The sequence below is a fragment of the Allorhizobium pseudoryzae genome (assembly GCF_011046245.1).
GTDB classification, from domain to species: Bacteria; Pseudomonadota; Alphaproteobacteria; order Rhizobiales; family Rhizobiaceae; genus Neorhizobium; species Neorhizobium pseudoryzae.
Window position 1 is genome coordinate 2,772,245 of record NZ_CP049241.1, and the last position, 18,236, is coordinate 2,790,480.

Here is an 18,236-nt window from a genome sequence, read left to right on the forward strand (position 1 = left end):
TTGCATTTACCAGCCCTCCCGTTGAGAGGGCCGGTCAATGCATGCGAACATTACTTTTCCAGCCGCGCGAGCAGCGATGACGTATCCCAGCGATGGCCGCCGAGCTTCTGAACCTCGCCATAGAACTGATCGACCAGCGCGGTGACGGGCAGCGTCGCGCCGTTGCGCTTGGCTTCGTTCAGCACGATGCCGAGATCCTTGCGCATCCAGTCCACCGCAAAGCCGAATTCGTACTGGCTCTTTGCCATGGTCTTGTGGCGGTTTTCCATCTGCCAGGAGCCGGCAGCGCCCTTGGAGATGACCTCAACGACCTTCTCGATATCGAGGCCGGCCTTCTTGCCGAAATGGATGCCTTCGGCGAGCCCCTGGACGAGGCCGGCGATGCAGATCTGGTTGATCATCTTGGTCAACTGACCGGCCCCGACCGCTCCCATCAGGCCGACCATGCGGGCATAGGCATTGATGACCGGTTTCGCCTTGGCAAACGTGTCTTCATCGCCGCCGCACATGACGGTGAGCACGCCGTTTTCGGCGCCCGCCTGGCCGCCAGAGACCGGCGCATCGATGAAGGCAACGCCCTTTTCTCTCGCGGCTTCCTGCAGTTCGCGGGCGACTTCGGCAGAGGCGGTCGTGTTGTCGATGAGAATGGCGCCAGGCTTCATGCTCTCCAGAACGCCGCCGGGACCGGTGGTGACAGAGCGCAGGTCGTCGTCATTGCCGACGCAGGTGAAGACGAAATCGGCGTCGCGCGCCGCTTCGGCCGGTGTCGTGCCCAGCGCGCCGCCGAATTTTTCCACCCAGCTTTCGGCCTTGGCGGTCGTGCGGTTGTAAACCGTCACCTCGTGCCCGCCCTTGGTCTTTAGGTGGCCGGCCATCGGGAAACCCATGACGCCGAGACCGATAAACGCAACTTTCGCCATTGTTCAAATTCCTCCAGTCATTGTCCTGCGAGATCTATTGCCTTTCGTTGCGGATGGAAACCCGCTTGGGTGGCGAGATCAGAACGGTTTGATGATCGCAAGCAGTACGACGACGACCGTGGAAACGAGCACGATCGGCATGCCCTTGGTCACGAAGGCCGGCGGATCGATGAGCGGGTTGGCTTCCATGCGCCGCAGCCAGGCGCTCTGCATGCCGTGCAGCGCCGAGAGCATGACGACGATCAGAAGCTTCAGGTGCAGCCAGCCGCCTGAAAAGCCGACATACCCGAACGCGAGGGTGAGGCCGAACAGCCAGGCGCCGCCGAGGGCCGTGGTGGTGACGAGCCGGTCGTAACGGCGCAACGCCGAGATGACGCCGGTGCGGATCGGCGGCGGCACCATGCCGATGACGAAGGCATTGATCAGCATGCCGCCGACCCAGATGATGTCGGAGGCGACGTGCAGGCCCTTGATGACGAAATACAACATTGAGATCAGCTCCAGATCTGGGTTTCGGAAAAGCCGAGTTGCGCGAAATCCGCGCGCCGCAGCGCCTGTTCGGCCGGATCGCCGGGGAAGAATTCATCGAGTTGCGGGGGTGCCACACTGGTGCCGGACAGCATGGCATGCACCTGGCCGCGATGATGGACCTGGTGCTGGAAGAGATGCAGCGCGATGCGATCGGTGCGCTCGACCTGCACATGATCCCGGCGGGGGATCTCGATCTCCCGCTCCAGGGTTTCGGCCGTCAGCTGACGACAGTGGTCGATCAGGCGGTGATCGACGGCACGCTGCTCGCGTTCCAGATCGGCAAAGTCTGCAAAGGGAATGTCCGGTTCAAAGGCCGCAAGACCGATCGGCCGGCCTTCCATCGCGCTCACGTAAAACCAGTCGACCGTCAGGATATGGTTCAGCGTGTGGATGATCGACGGGAAAAAGCCCGTGCGGCGTGCGTGCAGCTCCTCGACCGACAGGCTGCGACAGGCGGTGAGCAGACGATGATTGGCCCAGGCATTGTTATAGGCCTGGGCCAGAAAATAACGGTGCGGTGTCATGAAGCCTCCTCCCGACGGGAAGCAACTTAGTGCGCCGCGGCCCGGTTGGGAATGGCCCCTGGTGCCGCGGCGCAAGGGTTTGCTCACGCGCCGCGGAAGCGGGCGATGACCAGATGGCCCGGCGTCGGGTTGCCGTCCTGCATGCGCACATTGATGTCGGTGATTTCGACGAGATCGAAGCCGGTATCGGACAGGCGCTCGCGCACGTAAGTTTCGGCATGGGCAAACCGCTGGTGCGGGCCGACCATATAAGGACGGCCGTTCATGACGTCGTCGGGCAGGGTTTCGGACGAGAAGATGAAGAGGCCGCCTTTGACCATGTTTTCCGCCGTGCCGAAGAAGAGCGGCTCCAGCGCGCCGAGATAGGGCAGGACATCGGTGGCGGTGACAAGATCGAAGGGCTCGTCGTCATTATCCTCGAGAAAATCCTCGACTTCCGCCACATAAAGGGTCTCATACAGATCCTTTTCGTGGGCGATCTCGACCATGTTTTCGGAAATGTCGATGCCGGTGATGTCGTCCACCAGGTCGCGCAGCGTGCCGCCGGTCAGGCCCGTGCCGCAGCCGAGATCGAGCATGCGCTGGAAGGGGCCGAGCTTCAGCTCCTGCAGGCGCTGGCGCACCAGCACGGGCACCGCGTAGCCCAGCTGCTCGACCAGGATGTCCTCGAAACTGTCGGCGTGCTGGTCGAACAGGGTTTCGACATAGGCGTCCGGCGCTCTCGGTGGCGTCTCGCCGCGTCCGAGCGAGGCCAGCCGCACGGCGGCACCGCCGTGGTCTTCCGGGTCGATCTCCAGCACCTCGTGATAGGCGGCGACCGCGGCATCGATCTCGCCGGCCTTTTCGTGGGCGAGCGCGCGGTTATAGGCCTCCGCAAGGGCTTCTTCGTCGATCTTGGTCATGGCCGCCTCTGGTTGTCCGTGGTGCCGCGGGTTTAAGCCGGGCTTGGCGGAATGGCAAGCAGGGGCGGGCGGATCAGGCCATCAGTGGAGGATGAATTCCCCCTTCAGCGCCCGCCATTCGCCGGCCGCGATCAGCTTGCGGTGCACATAGCGCACCGAATGCAGCGGACCGTCGAGCTTTTCCTGCCAGAATTTCAGAAACCCCTGCATCTCCGGAAACTCAGGCGCGAGATCGTAATGCTGCCAGAGGAAGGTCTGCAGCAGGGCCGGGTGGTCCGGCATGCGGTAGAGGATCTGCGCGGTGGTGATGCCATAGCCTTTCAGCATCATCTCCATATCGGCTGCCATCTGCTTTGCCATCGTCTTTTCCCTCGGAGTTGACCTTGGGCGGCGCCTTGGAGCCGCCATGTCCAGTGCAGCAGTTCGGGCTTAACCGAGGCTTAACATGCGGCGTTTATGACGCTCGTTTCCTGAGAAAATTCAGATGCTTAGCACTCAATCTGAATGACTGCTGCCAACCCTCTTCAGCTGTCGTTCAGCTCCCATCGCCTCTTCTGCCGACGGAACCCGCGACCGGTGGCGAACGTTAGCGATGCCGGTCGCCTCGACCATGAACGATGACGGTGCCTCTCGCGCAAGCGGATGGACACCGCGCCTCAAGGAGAGAACATGCCCAAGCGAAACGGACTTCTGGCCGGTGTGGCCCTGCCTCTGATGTCGCTCAGCCTGCTGGCCGAGCCCGCGCTGTCGCAGATGCGCATGCCGCAGCTGGCAACGCCTGATCTTCCGCTGATCCGCGTGCAGGCGCAGATCCTGCCGCCGGCAGACGGTCAGCCGCAAGCACAGCCCGAAGGCGAGCCGGAGAAGCAGGCGCCGGCCGAGGAGCCGAAGCCGGCGCCCGAAGCGCCGCCTCAGGAGCCGCCAGCCGCGGAACAGCCTCAGCCGCCCGCTGCCGAGGCACCGGCTGCGCCGGCACCGGAACCTGCCGCGCCGGAGCCTCCGCGTGATGCGGCTCCGCCCCAGCCTGCAGCGCCTGAGCCTGCCGCGCCTGGGCCTGCTGCGCCCGAGCCGGAGCCTGTGAAGCCGCCCGCACCTGCCGAAGACCCCGCACCGGCCGCTCCGTCCGAGCCCTCTGCGCCCCAACCGGAAGCCGCACCGGCACCGGACAAGGCAGCGCCTTTGGCCGAACAGCCGAAGCCCGAAGAGACGAGCCCGCCGGCCGCCGCACCGAAGGCTGAGGAACCGGCCGCTCCGAGCCCGGAGCCGGCCGCACCGGCTGCTCCAACTGCTCCGGACGCCTCTGCACCGACGGAACAACCCTCTGCCGAGCAGCCGGCCGCGAGCCCGAAGGATGCGGCGCCCGCGCCACAGGATGGCACCGCACCGACGGGGACGGCACCCACGGGGAGCGCACCCGCCGAGGGCGCGCCGGCACAATCTCCAGCGCCCGCGACGGATGGCGCCGCCGCTCCGGCCCAGCCGCCGGCTCCCGATGCCGCGGCTGCTCCGCCTCCGGCGGGTGCGGCCCCTGCCGCCCCTCAGGTTGCCTCTCCGACGACGCCGGAAGAGATCGAACGGGCCCGCCGCATCGCGCAGGATCCGGCCTCCAGCAACCAGACGGTCGTTCTGCCGGTCGAAAACGGCGCTGCGGTGCTGGACAGCGCAAAGGAAGCGCCGGCGGTAACGGCGCAGCCCACTGCGCCTGGAGCACCGCCGGCACCCGGGGCCGGGCCGCGTGAGCGGCGCGACGGACCCCGCGGCGCCCAGCAGCAGGCCGGGACGCCGCCGCCGCCGGCTGCTCCACCGGCTCCGGCGCCGACCTCGGATGCCGAGGCGCAGGCGCCTCTCTCCGGCCAGGCGGTTCAGCCGCTGCGGATCGAACCGGCAACGGCGGAACGCGGTGAGCGCCTGCGGGATCGTCCCCGCTATGACCGTCCGCGCGGTTTCGAGGAACGTGGCGAGGAACGGGATGGGCGTGTCATCATCTCGATCGACAACCGCACCGTGATCCGCCACGACGACAGCCGCCGCTTCTACGAGGAAGGCTATCGCCCCGAGTATGAGCGGCTGCGCGGGGGCCGGACGCGCGAGGTGATCGAGCGGGATAGCGGCGTGCGCATCGTCACCATCCGCAACCGGTATGGCGACATCGTGCAGCGCTCGCGGATCGGCCGCGACGGGCGCGAATACGTGCTCTATTACGCACCCGAGCTGATGGATGACCGCCGCGATCCGGACTATGTCTGGCGCGATCCGGGCGTCGACCTGCCGCCGATGCGCCTCACCGTGCCGGTCGACCAGTATATCATCGACACGTCCACGGAACCGGACCGGGATTATTACGACTTCCTGGAGCAGCCGCCGGTCGAACGGGTGGAGCGGGTCTATTCGCTGGACGAAGTGCGGTATTCGGCTCGCATCCGCGACAAGGTGCGCCGCATCGATCTCGACACGATCACCTTTGCGACGGGGAGCGCCGAGATCCCGATGACCCAGGCGCGCTCCCTGCGCAAGGTGGCCGAGGCGATGAAGGCGGTGCTGGACAAGGATCCGAGCGAAACCTTCCTGATCGAGGGCCATACCGATGCCGTCGGCTCCGACGACAGCAACCTCGTTCTCTCCGACCGGAGGGCCGAATCCGTTGCCGTGACGCTGACCGACGTCTTCGGCATTCCGCCGGAAAACCTGGCCACCCAGGGGTATGGCGAACGCTATCTGAAGGTGAGGACCGAAGGCCCCTCGCAGGACAACCGCCGCGTGACGATCCGCCGGATCACGCCGCTGGTAAAGCCGGTGGCGCAGAACCGCTGAGGCTTGAATTCATGAGAAGGCACCGCCGGACCGGGTTCGGCGGTGTTTTGCGTTTCATCTGGCTATTTTGCGGATCTTTTGGGTCCGCCATCGTTGACGCTGTACTGAGGGACGGGAGTCTTCTGCAGGCGCAGGCCGGTTGCTTTGCTGCGAGTTTCCATGAAGGCGGAGGTGCCGAAGATCCCGTTCATCAGGCCGGCAATGCGGAAATCGACATCGAGGCTTTCCCAGTGAAGCCCTGTTTCACCCAGCAATTCGACTTCGGACAGGGCGGCATCGGAGGCGTCTTCCAAACCTTCCAGGGCACGCGCTGGTACCATGAAGATCGAGCCATTGGTAAAATCGATCACGATGTGACCGGATGCCGTCTCGTACCGAACAGAAGCAGGGATTGGCCGGTTGGCACGTTCTTCCTGCCACCGTTCCTGAGCCTGTGCCAATGCTGCATCCGAGATATCAGCCATGATATTTCCTCCATATCTCCAGCAACAGAGGGCGGTGGTCATCAACGACCCGAGCGGCCAATCGAACATCCCGATCTGACAATCCGCCTTGCGTAATTACCTGCGAGGTCAGGATCGAAATCCTAGCTTCACCATTCCCATAGACGTGGACGTGTGGCGGTTCGTGATCCGCTGTATAGATGACAAAGCGCAGACCATGCAGGCGCAGGACCGTGACCATGAGCGAAGTTAGCTCAATCACAAGCTGACTTCAATCAGACGGTGAGCCGCGTGCTCAGGATGGAGGTTTGCAGCCGTCCAGTCCCGTCTTCGCCAGCACGAAATCGGCGATGGCTTTTGTGTCGTCGAGGTCGAAGACGGGAAGATCGGTGCCGTGGACGCTGTGATCGGCGGCGATCGCACAGATGTGCGGGTCGGTGGGGGCCAGCGCCTCGGTCTTGGACGCTTCGCGGCGGCGGGCTTCGATCTTGGGCACCGGCTCGCGTTTGTAGCCTTCGATCAGCACCAGGTCGCAGGGGGCAAGGCGGGCGAGGATGTCGTCGAAGCTCGGCTCGGGTTCACCGCGCAGTTCGTGCATGATCGCAAAGCGCGTGCCGGAGACGAGCGCCACTTCGTGTGCCCCCGCCTGCCGGTGCCGATAGCTGTCGGCGCCGACCTTGTCGATGTCGAAATCGTGGTGGGCGTGCTTGATGGTCGAGACCTTGAGGCCGCGGGCCGTCAGCTCCGTGACGAGGCGGACCATCAGGCCGGTCTTGCCGGAATTCTTCCAGCCGGCAATGCCGAACACTCTCGGGGGCTGTGTCATCGAACCTCCGACAGGAAGGTTTCCGCGGTCGCCAGGTCGTCCGGCGTGTTGACGTTGAGGAAGGGATCGAGCGGCCCCTTGGATGTCTCGATCAGCGCGAAATCCACCAGGGTCGTGTGGTGACCTTCGAGAAAGGTTTTGACGCGCGGTTCTTCCGGGCTGTCCAAAAAGACCTGAAGCGCATCGGCGAGCGAGACCGGCCAGAGGCCGCAGACCGGATGCATGGCTTGTGCCGAGGCGGCAATCGCAATGGCATCATTGGCATGGGCGTCGTTGCTGAGTTGCTCCATCAGGTCCCGCGGCAGGAAAGGGCTGTCGATCGGCACTGTCAGCACATGCGAGGCATGCGGGTGATGGTCCGCGACATGGCGCATCGCCGTCAGGATGCCGGCAAGCGGGCCACGATGACCGGGCACCACATCGGCGATCACGGGCAGGCCGTCGGGCGCTGCAAAAGCCGCAGGCGCGTTGAGGGCGAGCGCCGAGACCTGGGGCCGCAGGCGCTCGATGACGTGATCGAGCAGCGACCGGCCCCCGAGCATCACGGTGGCCTTGTCGGTGCCCATGCGGCGCGAGAGGCCGCCGGCGAGGATCATGGCCGGCGGGTTAAGCGGTTCCTGGCCTATCATGCGGAGGGGTCACTTTCTCTGGTGCGGCGGATCATTTCGGTAAAGACCAGCGCCAAGATAGCGGAGGCGAGCATCAGGAAAAGAACCGGCATCACGCCCGTCTCCTTCGTCAGCATCCAGCCGGCGAGAACGGAGAGGGCCGCGCCGCCGCCGACATAGAGCGCGCCGCCGAGGCCGGAGGCGGAACCGGCGAGATGCGGGCGGACGCTGACCAGGCCGGCATTGGCGCTCGGAAGCGTCACGCCGTTGCCAAGGCCGACCAGCACGAGGGGGCCGAAGAAGGCAAAGGCACTGTCGCTGCCGAGCCCCACCAGAACGAGGGCGATCAGCACCCCAAGGACCGACATGAGGTTGCCGGCCGTGATCATGGTGATCAGGCCGAAGCGGCTGGCATAGCGCCCGGAAATGAAATTGCCGAGGGTGTAGCCCACGGCTAGCAGCATGAACTGCAGGCCGAGCATGGCGGGGGTCAGGCCATAGATGACGGTGCCGATGAAGGGGGCGCCGCCGAGGAAGGCGTAGAAGATGCCGGAGGCGAAACCGCAGGTCAGCGCATAGCCCCAGAAGGCAGGCGCGCGCACCAGTTCCGGCCAGGCCCTGAACTGGGCGGTGATGCTGGCGGAGCGGTGATGGTTGGTTTCACCGAGATCGAGATAGGTGATCAGCAGGCAGGCCAGCGCATAGACGATCATGACGACGAAATTCGCCTGCCAGCCATAGGCGTCGTTCAACACGCCGCCGAGCGCCGGCGCGACCATCGGCACCAGCGACATGCCCATGGTGACGTAACCGATCATCGATGCGGCCTCGTTGGCCGAGACCATGTCGCGGACGATGGCGCGCGACAGCACGAAGCCGGCAACGATCGCCGTCTGCAGGATGCGGCCGATCATGAACACCGTGATGTTCTGCGCCGTCAGGCAGATCAGCGATCCAATCGCCAGAAGCGCGATGCAGCCCAGCATCACCGGACGGCGCCCGAACAGATCCGACAGCGGGCCGATAAACAGCTGGAGAGCCGCGGTGCCGGCCAGATAGGCGGAGACCGCCAGCTGCATCACGGCGTAGCTCGTGCCGAAATGGGTGGCCATGCTAGCCAGCGACGGCAGGAAGATGTTCATGGTGAGCGCCGCAAGCCCTGCCACGAAGACGAGCGTGGAGATATGCGGCGGGGTGGTGCGGTCGAGGTAGAGGCTGTCGGGTTTCGTCACGGCTCTGGCCTCGCTCACTGCGGCGTCCGCGGCAGGGTTTCCGCCGCGACGGTGCGGGCGCGCACCTTTTCCCGATAGAAGGCATAGAGGCCGGAGACGACGATCAGGCTGCCGCCGATCGCCATGTAGCTGTCCGGCGTTTCCCCGAAGAAATAGAAGCCGAGGCTCAGCGAAAAGATGAGGCTGGTATAGCGGAAGGGGGCAACAAAGGAGATTTCACCCGAGCGCATGGCCATGATGATCGCCAGATAGCCGGCCAGGATCAGGGCAGCGGCAAGCGCCAGATGCAGGAAGGCGGGCAGGGTGACGGGGTTCCAGCCGCCCATGACCGGGATCAGCGCGCCGCCCACCACCGTGTTGGTGAGGCCGGCAAACAGCGAAATGATCAGGGTCGGCGTGCCGCTGGTGATCCGCTTGGTGACGAGGTCGCGACCGGAGGTAAAGAACACGGCGCTGACGGCAAACAGCGAGGCGGGCACAAAGGCCTCCGGCCCCGGGCGCAGCACGATGATGACACCCAAGAAGCCGACGAGGATCGCCCCCCAGCGCCGCCAGCCGACCTCTTCCTTGAAGAACAGCCAGGCGCCAAAGGTGACGGCGAGCGGCAGAGACAGAAGAATGGTCGCGGCGACCGCGAGATCGATATGCGCAAGGGCCGAGATATAGGTGACGGCGGCGCCGATCTCGAAGACGGAGCGCAGCAGGACCTTCGGCTGGAACATCATGCGCCACTGGTGCAGGACGCCGAAATACCTTGCCAGCACAACCAGCATGATGGTGGTGAGCGTGCCGCGGATGAACATGATCTGGCCCGTGTTCATCTCGGGCGTGACCATCTTCACGAATGCATCGTTGGTAGTAAACACACCCATGGCGAGCGTCATCATCAACGCACCGCGGGCATTCTGCGACAGGTTCATTTCGATTCCCTAGACCTATTTTTATGTGAGGTTTAGAGCATAGATTGTGGAACGACCAGTTGCTTTGTCCGCGAGCGGACCAGGCGACCGGGTTGGTGGCGGCCCCGTCATCAAAGTCGTTAACCCATGTTCAACATGTTTTGGCCACTTTGAGCGGGCCCGCATGAGGTGGGGCGACGCTTGACCTGTCTCCAATGACCATGGAGCCGCCGGCATGCATGGGGAGATGCAATGTCGTTCCTGGATCGTCTGCTGCAGAGCCGCCGGATCGTTACCAAGGTTCTTCTGTTCGTCGTGCCGCTGATCCTTCTGATCGCGGGCGTCGGCCTGGCCGGTTTCTACACCGCGCGGATGCTGAACGGCCACATGACGGTAACGCGCGCCACCATCGAGAACATCGGTGACTTTGAGCGGCTGCAGGCAGCCCTGCTCGGTTTCCTGGCGTCGCCCACCAATACGACCCTGAAGACGCTCACCACCGCGATCGACGCGCAGGAGGCCGGCATCAAGACGCTGGAGGAGCTCGTGGCGACGCCGGAGGACAGACAGCGCCTGGCGGTCGTCCAGCAGACTGCACCGGCGCTTCGGCAGGCCGCCGCCGGTCTCTGGGATGTGGAACGCAGCATCACCCGCACCGAGCAGGCCATGGAGGCGGGCGTGGACGAGATCCGCGTGCTCGCCGGCGCGGTCAGCAACCAGTTCGAAACCGTGCGCAAGGAAGGCGAGGGCAAGGAGAAGTTTGCCAAGGGCTCGCTCTTCGACGCCTATGTTCTGAAAAGTGTCGCGGCGCGGATCGATGCCCTTGCCGATGCGGTCAAGAATGTGAGCGAGGATGAAACGCTGCCGCGTGCGGCCGCCACCTATCTCGTGCTGATGCAGAAGGAATTCGCCAAGGTCGAAGGCAAAGCCTCGTCCCGCGTGCTGCGCATGCTGGATGCGGTCAAGCAGCAGGTGGCCAGCATCGACGCCCTGATCAAGAGTGACAAGGCCGCGCCGGAGAAGGCCGCCGCCATCCGCGAGGTTGTCGGCACCATGGTGCCGGTGCGCGACGTGTTCCTCAAGGAGATGGACAAGAGCACCTCCGCCGCCGCCGACCGGTTTGCCAATCTGGAAGATGACCTTCAGCTGAACCGCAAGCTGCTGACGGCGCTTGGCGAGGCGTTTCGCCTGAACGACCTGTTGCAGCTTCATACGGAACGTCTGCGCACGGCGCTTTCGAGCGAGTCGCGTGAGGAATTCCTGTCCACGGTGCGGGCGCTGACGGCGGCGAGCCAGCAGGTGTCAGACCTGGGCAAGAAGAACCCGACGATGAAGGATTTTTCGCCGCAGCTTCTGCCGATCCTCGACGACCTGACGAAGAAGTCGCAAGGCCTTCTCGATCTGTCCGCCAAGTGGAAAGCCGCTCGCAAGGTGGCCGAAGACACACTGGCGGGTGGCATGCAGGGGCTCAAGACCTTCGTCGCGGAGGCGCAGGAGGCCGGCAAACAGGACAGCGAACGCTCCGCCAACCTTTCGGTTGCCGCGACGGTCATCGGAACGCTGCTGGCGATTGTCGGCGCGCTGATGTTGGTCGAGACGCTGCGTGCACCGCTGCGCCGCGTGACGGAGATCATGACGCGGCTTGCAAGCGGCGACCTGGAGGTGCGGATCGAGGGCCGCGACCGCGGCGACGAGATCGGCGACATGGTGCGCTCGGTCAGCGTGTTCCGCGATGCGGCACTGGAAAACGTGCGGCTGGAGCAGGAGGCGAATGCCGCCCGCGAAGCGTCCGCTGCCGAACAGGAGCAGCGGGCGAGCGAACGCGCCCGCGTTTCCAACGAGCAGCGCCAGGCGCTGTCGGCGCTCTCCGACGTGCTGCATCTCCTGGCCGACGGTGACCTGGAGCGCGAGATGAGCGACAACCTCCCGGCCGATTTCATCGAGATGGCCCGCACCTATAACCAAGCCGTGCGGACGCTGCGTGCGACGCTTGCCGATGTGCGCGCCGTGGCTGACGACATCAACAGCGGCACCGGCAATCTCGCCGCGTCCGCCGACGACCTGGCACGCCGCACGGAACAGCAGGCGGCGGCGCTCGAGCAATCCACCCGCGCGCTTCGCCAGCTGAGCGACCTCGTGAAATCGACCGCCGGCAGCGCCCAGCGGACCGCCCAGTCCGTCAACCAGACCGAGGCCTTTGCCAGCCAGTCCGGCCAGGTGGTGACGAGCGCGATCCAGGCCATGGGCGAGATCAGCCGGTCGTCGGAAAAGATCTCGACGATCATCAGCGTCATCGACGAAATCGCCTTCCAGACGAACCTGCTTGCGCTCAATGCCGGCGTCGAGGCGGCGCGGGCCGGCGAGGCAGGCCGTGGCTTTGCGGTCGTGGCGCAGGAGGTGCGGGAATTGGCCCAGCGCTGCGCCAATGCGGCGAAGGAGATCAAGGGCCTGATTTCCGCCAGCGCCCAGCAGGTTTCAAACGGCGTGCATCTTGTTGAACAGACGGGCACGGCTCTTACCGAAATCATCGCGCATATCGGCACCGTGCAGAAGCTCGTGTCCGACATCTCGTCGGCCACCGGCGAACAGTCTGTCGGCATCAACGAGGTCTCCCAGGCGCTGGGCGAGGTGGAGATGATCACGCAGCGCAATGCGGCGATGGTTGAGGAGAATACCGCCGAAATCCACGGCCTGCGCGGTCGGGTGGAGGCGCTGTCCGACAAGATCGAGCACTTCAAGACCGGGCAGTCCTTTGGGGAAGGTTCTGGTTCGGCAGGGCGGTACCGCGCCGCCTGATCCCCGTTGAGGGGCTGATCCTCGCGCCGCTCCGGTCTGACGCCGGGGCGGCTTTTCATGTCCGGACGGCGGCTGCCGGGATCGGGCGAATCCGCTCAACCATCTCGCCGCAGAAGAGGATGAGGTAGCCGCCATCCGCCTCGACGGTCTCTGCCATGCGCGCGAGATCGGCCGCATAGGGTTCGCTCTGCCAGATGCCGCGCCGGGACGGATCGACGAGCACGGTCAACTGGGCGCCCTGCCGGTAGACGAGCATGCCGCTGCGGGAGGGTTGCCATTCGGACCGCAACTGGTCGTCGCTCACCCAGAGGCAGAGAAAATCCCGACAGGGCTGCGGACGGGTTTCGTAAGCATTGCAGCCCGTGCCGAGGCTGCAATGCGGGCAGGGCCGATCCGCCGGCTTCTGCAGCGCCTCGATGTCCGGCAGCACGCAGCAGGCCGTGCAGCCTGAGCAGCTGCGGCCCGCGATGGCGGATGGTTCTGGGGCAAAGGCGTTCCCTGTCATGGAGATGTTCCCTAGCCCATTTGCTGCCGTCGTGCATGTCTTTTGCAGCGAGCGCCATCAGGCATCGGCGCGGTCAGCCTGGCTGCGTCTGTTGCGGCTGCCGGGGCGGGCGAGGGAACAAAAGGCCCGCCTCATGCGTAACGCCGATGGATCTTCACCTCCGACCACAGAGATTACGATCATGGCGACTACCTACAACGAAACGGTTGTCCATCGCGGGCACCGTGCCTCGGCGCTTTTCGTGCCATTTCCTTTCGTCTGCTTCACGCTGGCGCTGATCACCGACATCCTGTTCTGGCGAACCGCAAACCTGATGTGGCAGAATTTTTCCGCCTGGCTTCTGTTTGCCGGCGGCGTGTTCGGCGGCCTTGCGGTTCTGACCGGCCTGTTCGACTGGCTGCGCCCGGTTTCGCGCCGGTTGATGCCGGGGATCGCCGCGAGTATCGGTTTCATCATCATGCTGCTGATCTCCGTGGTGAACAGCCTGATCCATGCCGGAGACGGATGGACGGCCGTCGTGCCGAACGGCCTGATAGCCTCGGCCCTGACCATGCTGGTGATGATTGTCACGCTGGTGCTCGCGGCACGCCGCCCGGTTATCTACAGGAGGGTTTCATGACCGATATCCGTTCGCGCTTCTGGCGCATCCTTGCCGCTGGCGTCGCCGTGACGGCGCTTCTTCCGTCTGCGGGTTGGACCCAGGACGGTCCGGTCGAGCCCGCCCAGCAGATCGGTCCCGATCCCGTGCTGCCCGAACCCAGCCAGTCGCTGCTGCCGGACCTGAAGGTGGCCGAGGTCGTGGGCTGGAAAGAGGGCGAGATGCCGACGGTCGCCGATGGCCTGACCATCAGCGCCTATGCCAAGGATCTTGCCAATCCGCGCACCGTGCACACGCTGCCCAATGGCGATGTTCTGGTGATCCAATCGCGCGCGCCGGAAGGCGAGCCCACCTCGCGGCCGAAGGATTTCATCCGCGGCTGGATCATGTCGATCGCGCATGGCGATACCGGTGGACCGAAGAAGGAGAGCAATCTCATCACGCTGCTGCGCGACACCGATCGTAACGGAACCGTCGATGAGCGGCACGACCTGCTGACCGGGCTCAACTCGCCGTTTGGCGTCGCCTTTGCCGATGATACGCTCTACGTTGCGGCGACCGATGCCATTCTGGCCTATCCCTACCGCCTCGGCGAAACCGAGATCACCGCCAAGCCGCGCGTGCTGACGCCGCTGCCGGGTGGGCCGATCGACCACCATTGGACGAAGGACCTGGCGCTGAGCCCCGACGGGCGGTTCCTCTACGTCTCGGTCGGCTCCAACTCCAACATCGTGGAGAACGGGCTGGAAGCGGAAAAGGGCCGTGCCGCAATCTGGCAGGTCGATCGGCAGACCGGAGCCGCCCGCGTCTATGCCTCCGGCCTGCGCAATCCGAACGGGCTGACCTTCAATCCGACGACCGGTGCCTTGTGGGCGGTGGTCAACGAGCGGGATGAACTGGGTCCCAACCTCGTGCCGGACTACATGACGTCCGTGAAGGACGGCGCCTTCTACGGTTGGCCGTGGAGCTATTACGGCCAGCACGTGGACAAGCGGGTGCATCCGCAACGGCCCGATATGGTGGAAAAGGCGATCCCGCCGGATTACGCCCTGTCCAGCCATGTGGCGGCGCTGGGCCTCACCTTTTCCATGGGCTCGGCCCTGCCTCAGCCTTATGCCAACGGCGCCTTCATCGGCGAACACGGCAGCTGGAACCGCGACCACTTCAACGGGTACCGGGTCACCTACGTGCCCTTCGCTGACGGCCGGCCTTCCGGAAAGACGCAGGATGTGGTGACCGGTTTCCTCGACGGGGACACGGCCCGGGGACGTCCGGTCGGCGTCGGTATCGATGGCACCGGCGCGCTGTTGGTGGCCGATGATGCCGGCAATACGGTGTGGCGGGTGGCGGCCGCCGATGGTTCGGTGACCCCATCGCCGCTTGGCACTGACCAGATGCCGACAGGCTCGACGCAGGCGGCAGGGACTGGGGCAACGGGCGCACCTGCCTTGGCGGCACCGACGGGCGCCGCACCATCCCCTGCCGCACCGGCCGGCGGCGCGGCTGCGGGTGATGCTGCCACAGGAGGCGTCCCGGCGCAGATGCAGATCGCACCGGCGGTCGGCCTCCAGGATCCCGCACCCGGCAATTGAGGGTTTCGTGTTTGGGGGGGTGAAGCGGCCCCTCATCCGGCTGCCGCCACTTTCTCCCCGTTCTGACGGGGAGAAGGGGAACTGGCGCACGCCTCGTTCCCACGGACCAGTGCGACAAGATTTTGGCCTGGACCCGACGTCAGGGTGCTATCCAGCGGCCTGACGTCGGGTCCGGGTCTGATGACGTAACGGGAGGGGTACAAGGCTGACGCGGCGTCAGCCGCCGGTCACGCTCATGTGGCGGGCAACGGCGGGGCGATTGTTGCGGTCGATGATGAAATCATGACCCTTCGGCTTGCGCGTGATCGCTTCGTCGATGGCGGCGGAGAGGTAACCATCGTCCGGCGAGGCGCGCAGCGCCGTGCGCAGGTCCGCGGCATCGTTCTGGCCGAGGCACATGTAGAGCGTGCCGGTGCAGGTGAGGCGGACGCGGTTGCAGCTTTCGCAGAAGTTATGCGTCATCGGCGTGATGAAGCCGAGGCGTCCGCCGGTCTCCTTGACCTCGACATAACGGGCGGGGCCGCCGGTCTTGTAGGGGATTTCCGTCAGCGTGAACTGCTGTTCGAGGTTTTGCCGGAGTTCCGACAGCGGCATGTACTGGTCGGTGCGATCCTCATCGATCTCGCCCATCGGCATGGTCTCGATGACGGTCAGATCCATGCCGCGGCCATGGGCAAAGCGCAGCATCTCTGGAATCTCGTGGTCGTTGAAGCCTTTCAGCGCAACCGCATTGAGCTTGATCTTCAAGCCCGCCTTCTGCGCCGCCTCGATGCCTTCCATCACCTTGTCGAAATTGCCCCAGCGGGTGATCGCCTGGAATTTGTCGGCGTTTAGCGTATCGAGCGAGACGTTGATGCGCCGCACGCCGCAGGCATACAACTCGTCTGCGTACCGCGCGAGCTGCGAGCCATTGGTCGTCAGCGTCAGCTCCTCCAGCCGGCCTGCCTCGATATGGCGGCCGAGAGCGCGGACCAGGAACATGATGTTCTTGCGCACCAGGGGTTCGCCGCCGGTCAGCCTCAACTTGCGCACGCCCTTGGCGATGAAGGCGGAACAGAGCCGGTCGAGTTCTTCCAGCGTCAGAAGATCCTTCTTCGGCAGGAAGGTCATGTTTTCCGCCATGCAATAGGTGCAGCGGAAATCGCAGCGATCCGTCACCGAGACGCGCAGATAGGTGACGGCGCGACCGAACGGGTCGATCATCGACTCCTGACCGGCAGTCAGGCGGGCAGCGGGCGAGGGGGTGTTGACGAGGCTGTTCAAGGCAATCTCTCCATGCGTCCAAGATGGGTCTTGAACTGGCTGCCGTCAAGGCGGATACGAAGGGAAGGCGTGCCGGCCGCGGCTCTTGCAGCAATGCGTTTGCGCGCCATGTAATGTGTTCAGAATGGATGGATCCCGACAATGGAAAGCTTGGACAATCCGGCCGCAGACAATGCCTGGCCGACCGAACTGCGCGTTTCGGAGGATCGCCGCACCCTGACGGTGAGCTTCGACGATGGTGCCCGCTTTGCCATTCCCGCCGAGACGATGCGGGTGCTGTCTCCTTCGGCGGAAGTGCAGGGGCATGGGCCCGGCCAGAAGGTGACCGTGCCCGGCAAGCGCAACGTTTCGATCCGCAACGTTGTGGCGGCCGGCAATTATGCGGTGCGGATCGCCTTCGACGACGGACATGACAGCGGGATCTTCACCTGGCGTTACCTGCGCGAACTGGGAGAGGACGGCGCGCGGCTGTTTGCCGCCTATGAGGCCGAGCTTGCCGAGAAGGGCATGAACCGCGACAACCCGGCGATCGCCAGATAGGTGCCGATGACGAAGGGCGTGGACAGCAGCAGGCACTGGCTGCGCGACGAGGATCAGGAAGACAGGCAGGTCGGGTTTCCCGAGCTCTTCTTCGACCTTGTTTTCGTCTTTTCGCTGATCCAGCTTTCGCATTTCATCGTCGAGGAGTTTTCGCTGTCGCGCCTTGTGGAAGGCGGCGTCATCGCGCTCGCCTTGTGGTGGGTGTGGAACCACACCGCCTGGGTGACCAACTGGCTCGATCCCGCCCGCATGCCGATCCGCGCCATGCTGTTCGGCCTGATGTTCTTCGGCCTCCTGATGTCGTCTGCCATCCCCGATGCGTTCGGGGCCAAGGGGCTGATGTTTGCCGGCGCGTATATCGCCATGCAGCTGGGGCGGTCGCTGTTTGCAATCTATGCCTTCCGCAACGTGCTGCCGGAGGTGCGGCGCAATTTCGTGCGTGTCTCGCTGTGGTTCGGCTTATCCGCGGTCTTCTGGTTGTGGGGGGCGCTGAGCGGCGAGGCGATACGGCTTACCCTCTGGTTCATCGCGCTTGCCATCGAATATGCCGCCCCCGAGGTGCGCTTCTTCGTGCCGGGGCTTGACCGGTCGCATGCGAGCGACTGGAAGATTTCCGGCGAGCACATGGCAGACCGTTGTGCGCTGTTCGTGATGATCTGCCTCGGCGAGAGCATTCTGGCGATCGGCCGCAGTTTTGCCGACGAGGATCTTTCGTGGCTGGTGATCGCCACCTTCGTCGGCGCCTTTCTCGCCAGCGTCTCGATGTGGTGGATCTATTTTCATTTCGGTCAGGTCAAGACGAAACGGGAAATGGAAGAAACGGACGAGCCGGGGGAGCTTGCGCTGCATGTCTTCACCTATGGCCACATGCCGGTGGTGGCCGGTGTGATTCTGGCGGCAATCTCGGCCGAGCATCTGCTGGCCCATCCGGGCGAGACGGGCGATGCGGCCCGGGCGCTGGTGATCCTCGGCGGCCCGGTCCTGTTCCTCGCCGGCAATCTCTTCGTCAAGCGGGTGACGACGGGCAGGCTGCCGCGGTCGCACCTGGCCGGCATCGGGGTCGCGCTGCTGTTCATGCCGGTCGGGCTTTCCGTTGCGACCTATTGGACCGGGCTCGTCGGTCTGGCGGCCCTGCTTTTGGTGGCGATCCTCGAATATCGCGGCCTGGCGCAGACGCCGCACGCCTCCGACGAGGTGGGCGAGCTGGAGAGCGAGTAGTTTCGCAAAGACAGACGCTTGAGTGCAA

At 64.7% G+C, this 18,236-nt stretch carries 19 protein-coding genes; 6 read left to right on the plus strand and 13 right to left on the minus strand.

Going from position 1 to position 18,236, the window contains the following annotated elements; all coding sequences use genetic code 11:
* Positions 1–50: 50 nt before the first annotated feature.
* The 5 genes from G6N78_RS13380 to G6N78_RS13400 form a co-directional block, all read right to left on the minus strand.
* A complete protein-coding gene (locus G6N78_RS13380; RefSeq protein ID WP_165219164.1) occupies positions 51–920 on the minus strand; it encodes an NAD(P)-dependent oxidoreductase in 870 nt (289 codons plus the stop codon).
* A gap of 78 nt (positions 921–998) precedes the next feature.
* Complete coding sequence (locus G6N78_RS13385; RefSeq protein WP_165219166.1) at positions 999–1,409, minus strand: CopD family protein; 411 nt, start codon at positions 1,407–1,409, stop codon at positions 999–1,001.
* 5 nt (positions 1,410–1,414) lie between these two features.
* A complete protein-coding gene (locus G6N78_RS13390) occupies positions 1,415–1,975 on the minus strand; it encodes a DinB family protein (RefSeq protein ID WP_165219168.1) in 561 nt (186 codons plus the stop codon).
* Positions 1,976–2,058: 83 nt separating this feature from the next.
* Positions 2,059–2,877 (minus strand): class I SAM-dependent methyltransferase, encoded by an 819-nt coding sequence (locus G6N78_RS13395; protein ID WP_165219170.1) that lies wholly within the window; start codon positions 2,875–2,877, stop codon positions 2,059–2,061.
* 81 nt (positions 2,878–2,958) lie between these two features.
* Complete coding sequence (locus G6N78_RS13400) at positions 2,959–3,225, minus strand: usg protein (RefSeq protein ID WP_165221768.1); 267 nt, start codon at positions 3,223–3,225, stop codon at positions 2,959–2,961.
* Between the two features lie 321 nt (positions 3,226–3,546).
* Between G6N78_RS13400 and G6N78_RS13405 the strand changes: the two genes are divergently transcribed.
* The gene (locus tag G6N78_RS13405) at positions 3,547–5,688 is read left to right on the plus strand and encodes an OmpA family protein (RefSeq protein ID WP_165219172.1); all 2,142 of its coding nucleotides are present in this window, start codon (positions 3,547–3,549) and stop codon (positions 5,686–5,688) included.
* A 62-nt stretch (positions 5,689–5,750) separates the two neighbouring features.
* Here the strand turns inward: G6N78_RS13405 and G6N78_RS13410 are convergent, their stop codons facing one another.
* Genes G6N78_RS13410 through G6N78_RS13435 form a run of 6 tightly spaced genes read right to left on the minus strand, consistent with a single transcriptional unit; the run spans position 5,751 to position 9,717 of the window.
* Entirely contained in the window at positions 5,751–6,152 is a 402-nt protein-coding gene (locus G6N78_RS13410) for a DUF2442 domain-containing protein (protein ID WP_165219174.1), read from the minus strand.
* Positions 6,145–6,372 (minus strand): DUF4160 domain-containing protein, encoded by a 228-nt coding sequence (locus tag G6N78_RS13415; RefSeq protein WP_165219176.1) that lies wholly within the window; start codon positions 6,370–6,372, stop codon positions 6,145–6,147. The genes G6N78_RS13410 and G6N78_RS13415 overlap by 8 nt, the downstream gene beginning before the upstream one ends.
* A gap of 54 nt (positions 6,373–6,426) precedes the next feature.
* Positions 6,427–6,957 carry a molybdopterin-guanine dinucleotide biosynthesis protein B gene (mobB, locus tag G6N78_RS13420; RefSeq protein WP_165219178.1) on the minus strand — a complete coding sequence of 177 codons (531 nt, stop codon included), beginning with the start codon at positions 6,955–6,957 and terminating at the stop codon, positions 6,427–6,429.
* Positions 6,954–7,586, minus strand: a complete 633-nt coding sequence (gene mobA / locus G6N78_RS13425; protein WP_165219180.1) for a molybdenum cofactor guanylyltransferase MobA — start codon at positions 7,584–7,586, stop codon at positions 6,954–6,956. Before mobA ends, mobB begins: the two co-directional genes overlap by 4 nt.
* On the minus strand, positions 7,583–8,815 hold the full coding sequence (locus G6N78_RS13430) for a multidrug effflux MFS transporter (protein WP_234905799.1): 1,233 nt from the start codon (positions 8,813–8,815) through the stop codon (positions 7,583–7,585). The genes mobA and G6N78_RS13430 overlap by 4 nt, the downstream gene beginning before the upstream one ends.
* A complete protein-coding gene (locus G6N78_RS13435; RefSeq protein ID WP_165219182.1) occupies positions 8,812–9,717 on the minus strand; it encodes a DMT family transporter in 906 nt (301 codons plus the stop codon). Before G6N78_RS13435 ends, G6N78_RS13430 begins: the two co-directional genes overlap by 4 nt.
* 231 nt (positions 9,718–9,948) lie before the next feature.
* Here G6N78_RS13435 and G6N78_RS13440 point away from each other — a divergent pair, with 231 nt between their 5' ends.
* A complete protein-coding gene (locus G6N78_RS13440; RefSeq protein ID WP_165219184.1) occupies positions 9,949–12,492 on the plus strand; it encodes a methyl-accepting chemotaxis protein in 2,544 nt (847 codons plus the stop codon).
* A 55-nt stretch (positions 12,493–12,547) separates the two neighbouring features.
* On the opposite strand, the gene G6N78_RS13445 is transcribed toward G6N78_RS13440, so the two are convergent.
* Entirely contained in the window at positions 12,548–12,922 is a 375-nt protein-coding gene (locus G6N78_RS13445; RefSeq protein ID WP_234905800.1) for a hypothetical protein, read from the minus strand.
* Here G6N78_RS13445 and G6N78_RS25995 point away from each other — a divergent pair.
* Together G6N78_RS25995 and G6N78_RS13455 are read left to right on the plus strand one after the other, a co-directional pair.
* Positions 12,909–13,616 carry a DUF2231 domain-containing protein gene (locus G6N78_RS25995; RefSeq protein ID WP_306416196.1) on the plus strand — a complete coding sequence of 236 codons (708 nt, stop codon included), beginning with the start codon at positions 12,909–12,911 and terminating at the stop codon, positions 13,614–13,616. The two genes, G6N78_RS13445 and G6N78_RS25995, sit on opposite strands and share 14 nt — an antisense overlap.
* On the plus strand, positions 13,613–15,187 hold the full coding sequence (locus tag G6N78_RS13455; protein ID WP_165219190.1) for a PQQ-dependent sugar dehydrogenase: 1,575 nt from the start codon (positions 13,613–13,615) through the stop codon (positions 15,185–15,187). Before G6N78_RS25995 ends, G6N78_RS13455 begins: the two co-directional genes overlap by 4 nt.
* A gap of 216 nt (positions 15,188–15,403) precedes the next feature.
* Here G6N78_RS13455 and moaA read toward each other — a convergent pair whose 3' ends face one another.
* On the minus strand, positions 15,404–16,390 hold the full coding sequence (gene moaA / locus G6N78_RS13460) for a GTP 3',8-cyclase MoaA (protein WP_234905964.1): 987 nt from the start codon (positions 16,388–16,390) through the stop codon (positions 15,404–15,406).
* A gap of 201 nt (positions 16,391–16,591) precedes the next feature.
* Between moaA and G6N78_RS13465 the strand changes: the two genes are divergently transcribed.
* Positions 16,592–16,990: a gamma-butyrobetaine hydroxylase family protein gene (locus tag G6N78_RS13465; protein WP_165219194.1), complete on the plus strand. Its 399-nt coding sequence runs from the start codon at positions 16,592–16,594 to the stop codon at positions 16,988–16,990.
* 6 nt (positions 16,991–16,996) lie between these two features.
* Positions 16,997–18,208 (plus strand): low temperature requirement protein A, encoded by a 1,212-nt coding sequence (locus G6N78_RS13470; RefSeq protein WP_165219196.1) that lies wholly within the window; start codon positions 16,997–16,999, stop codon positions 18,206–18,208.
* The last annotated feature ends 28 nt before the right edge of the window (positions 18,209–18,236 follow it).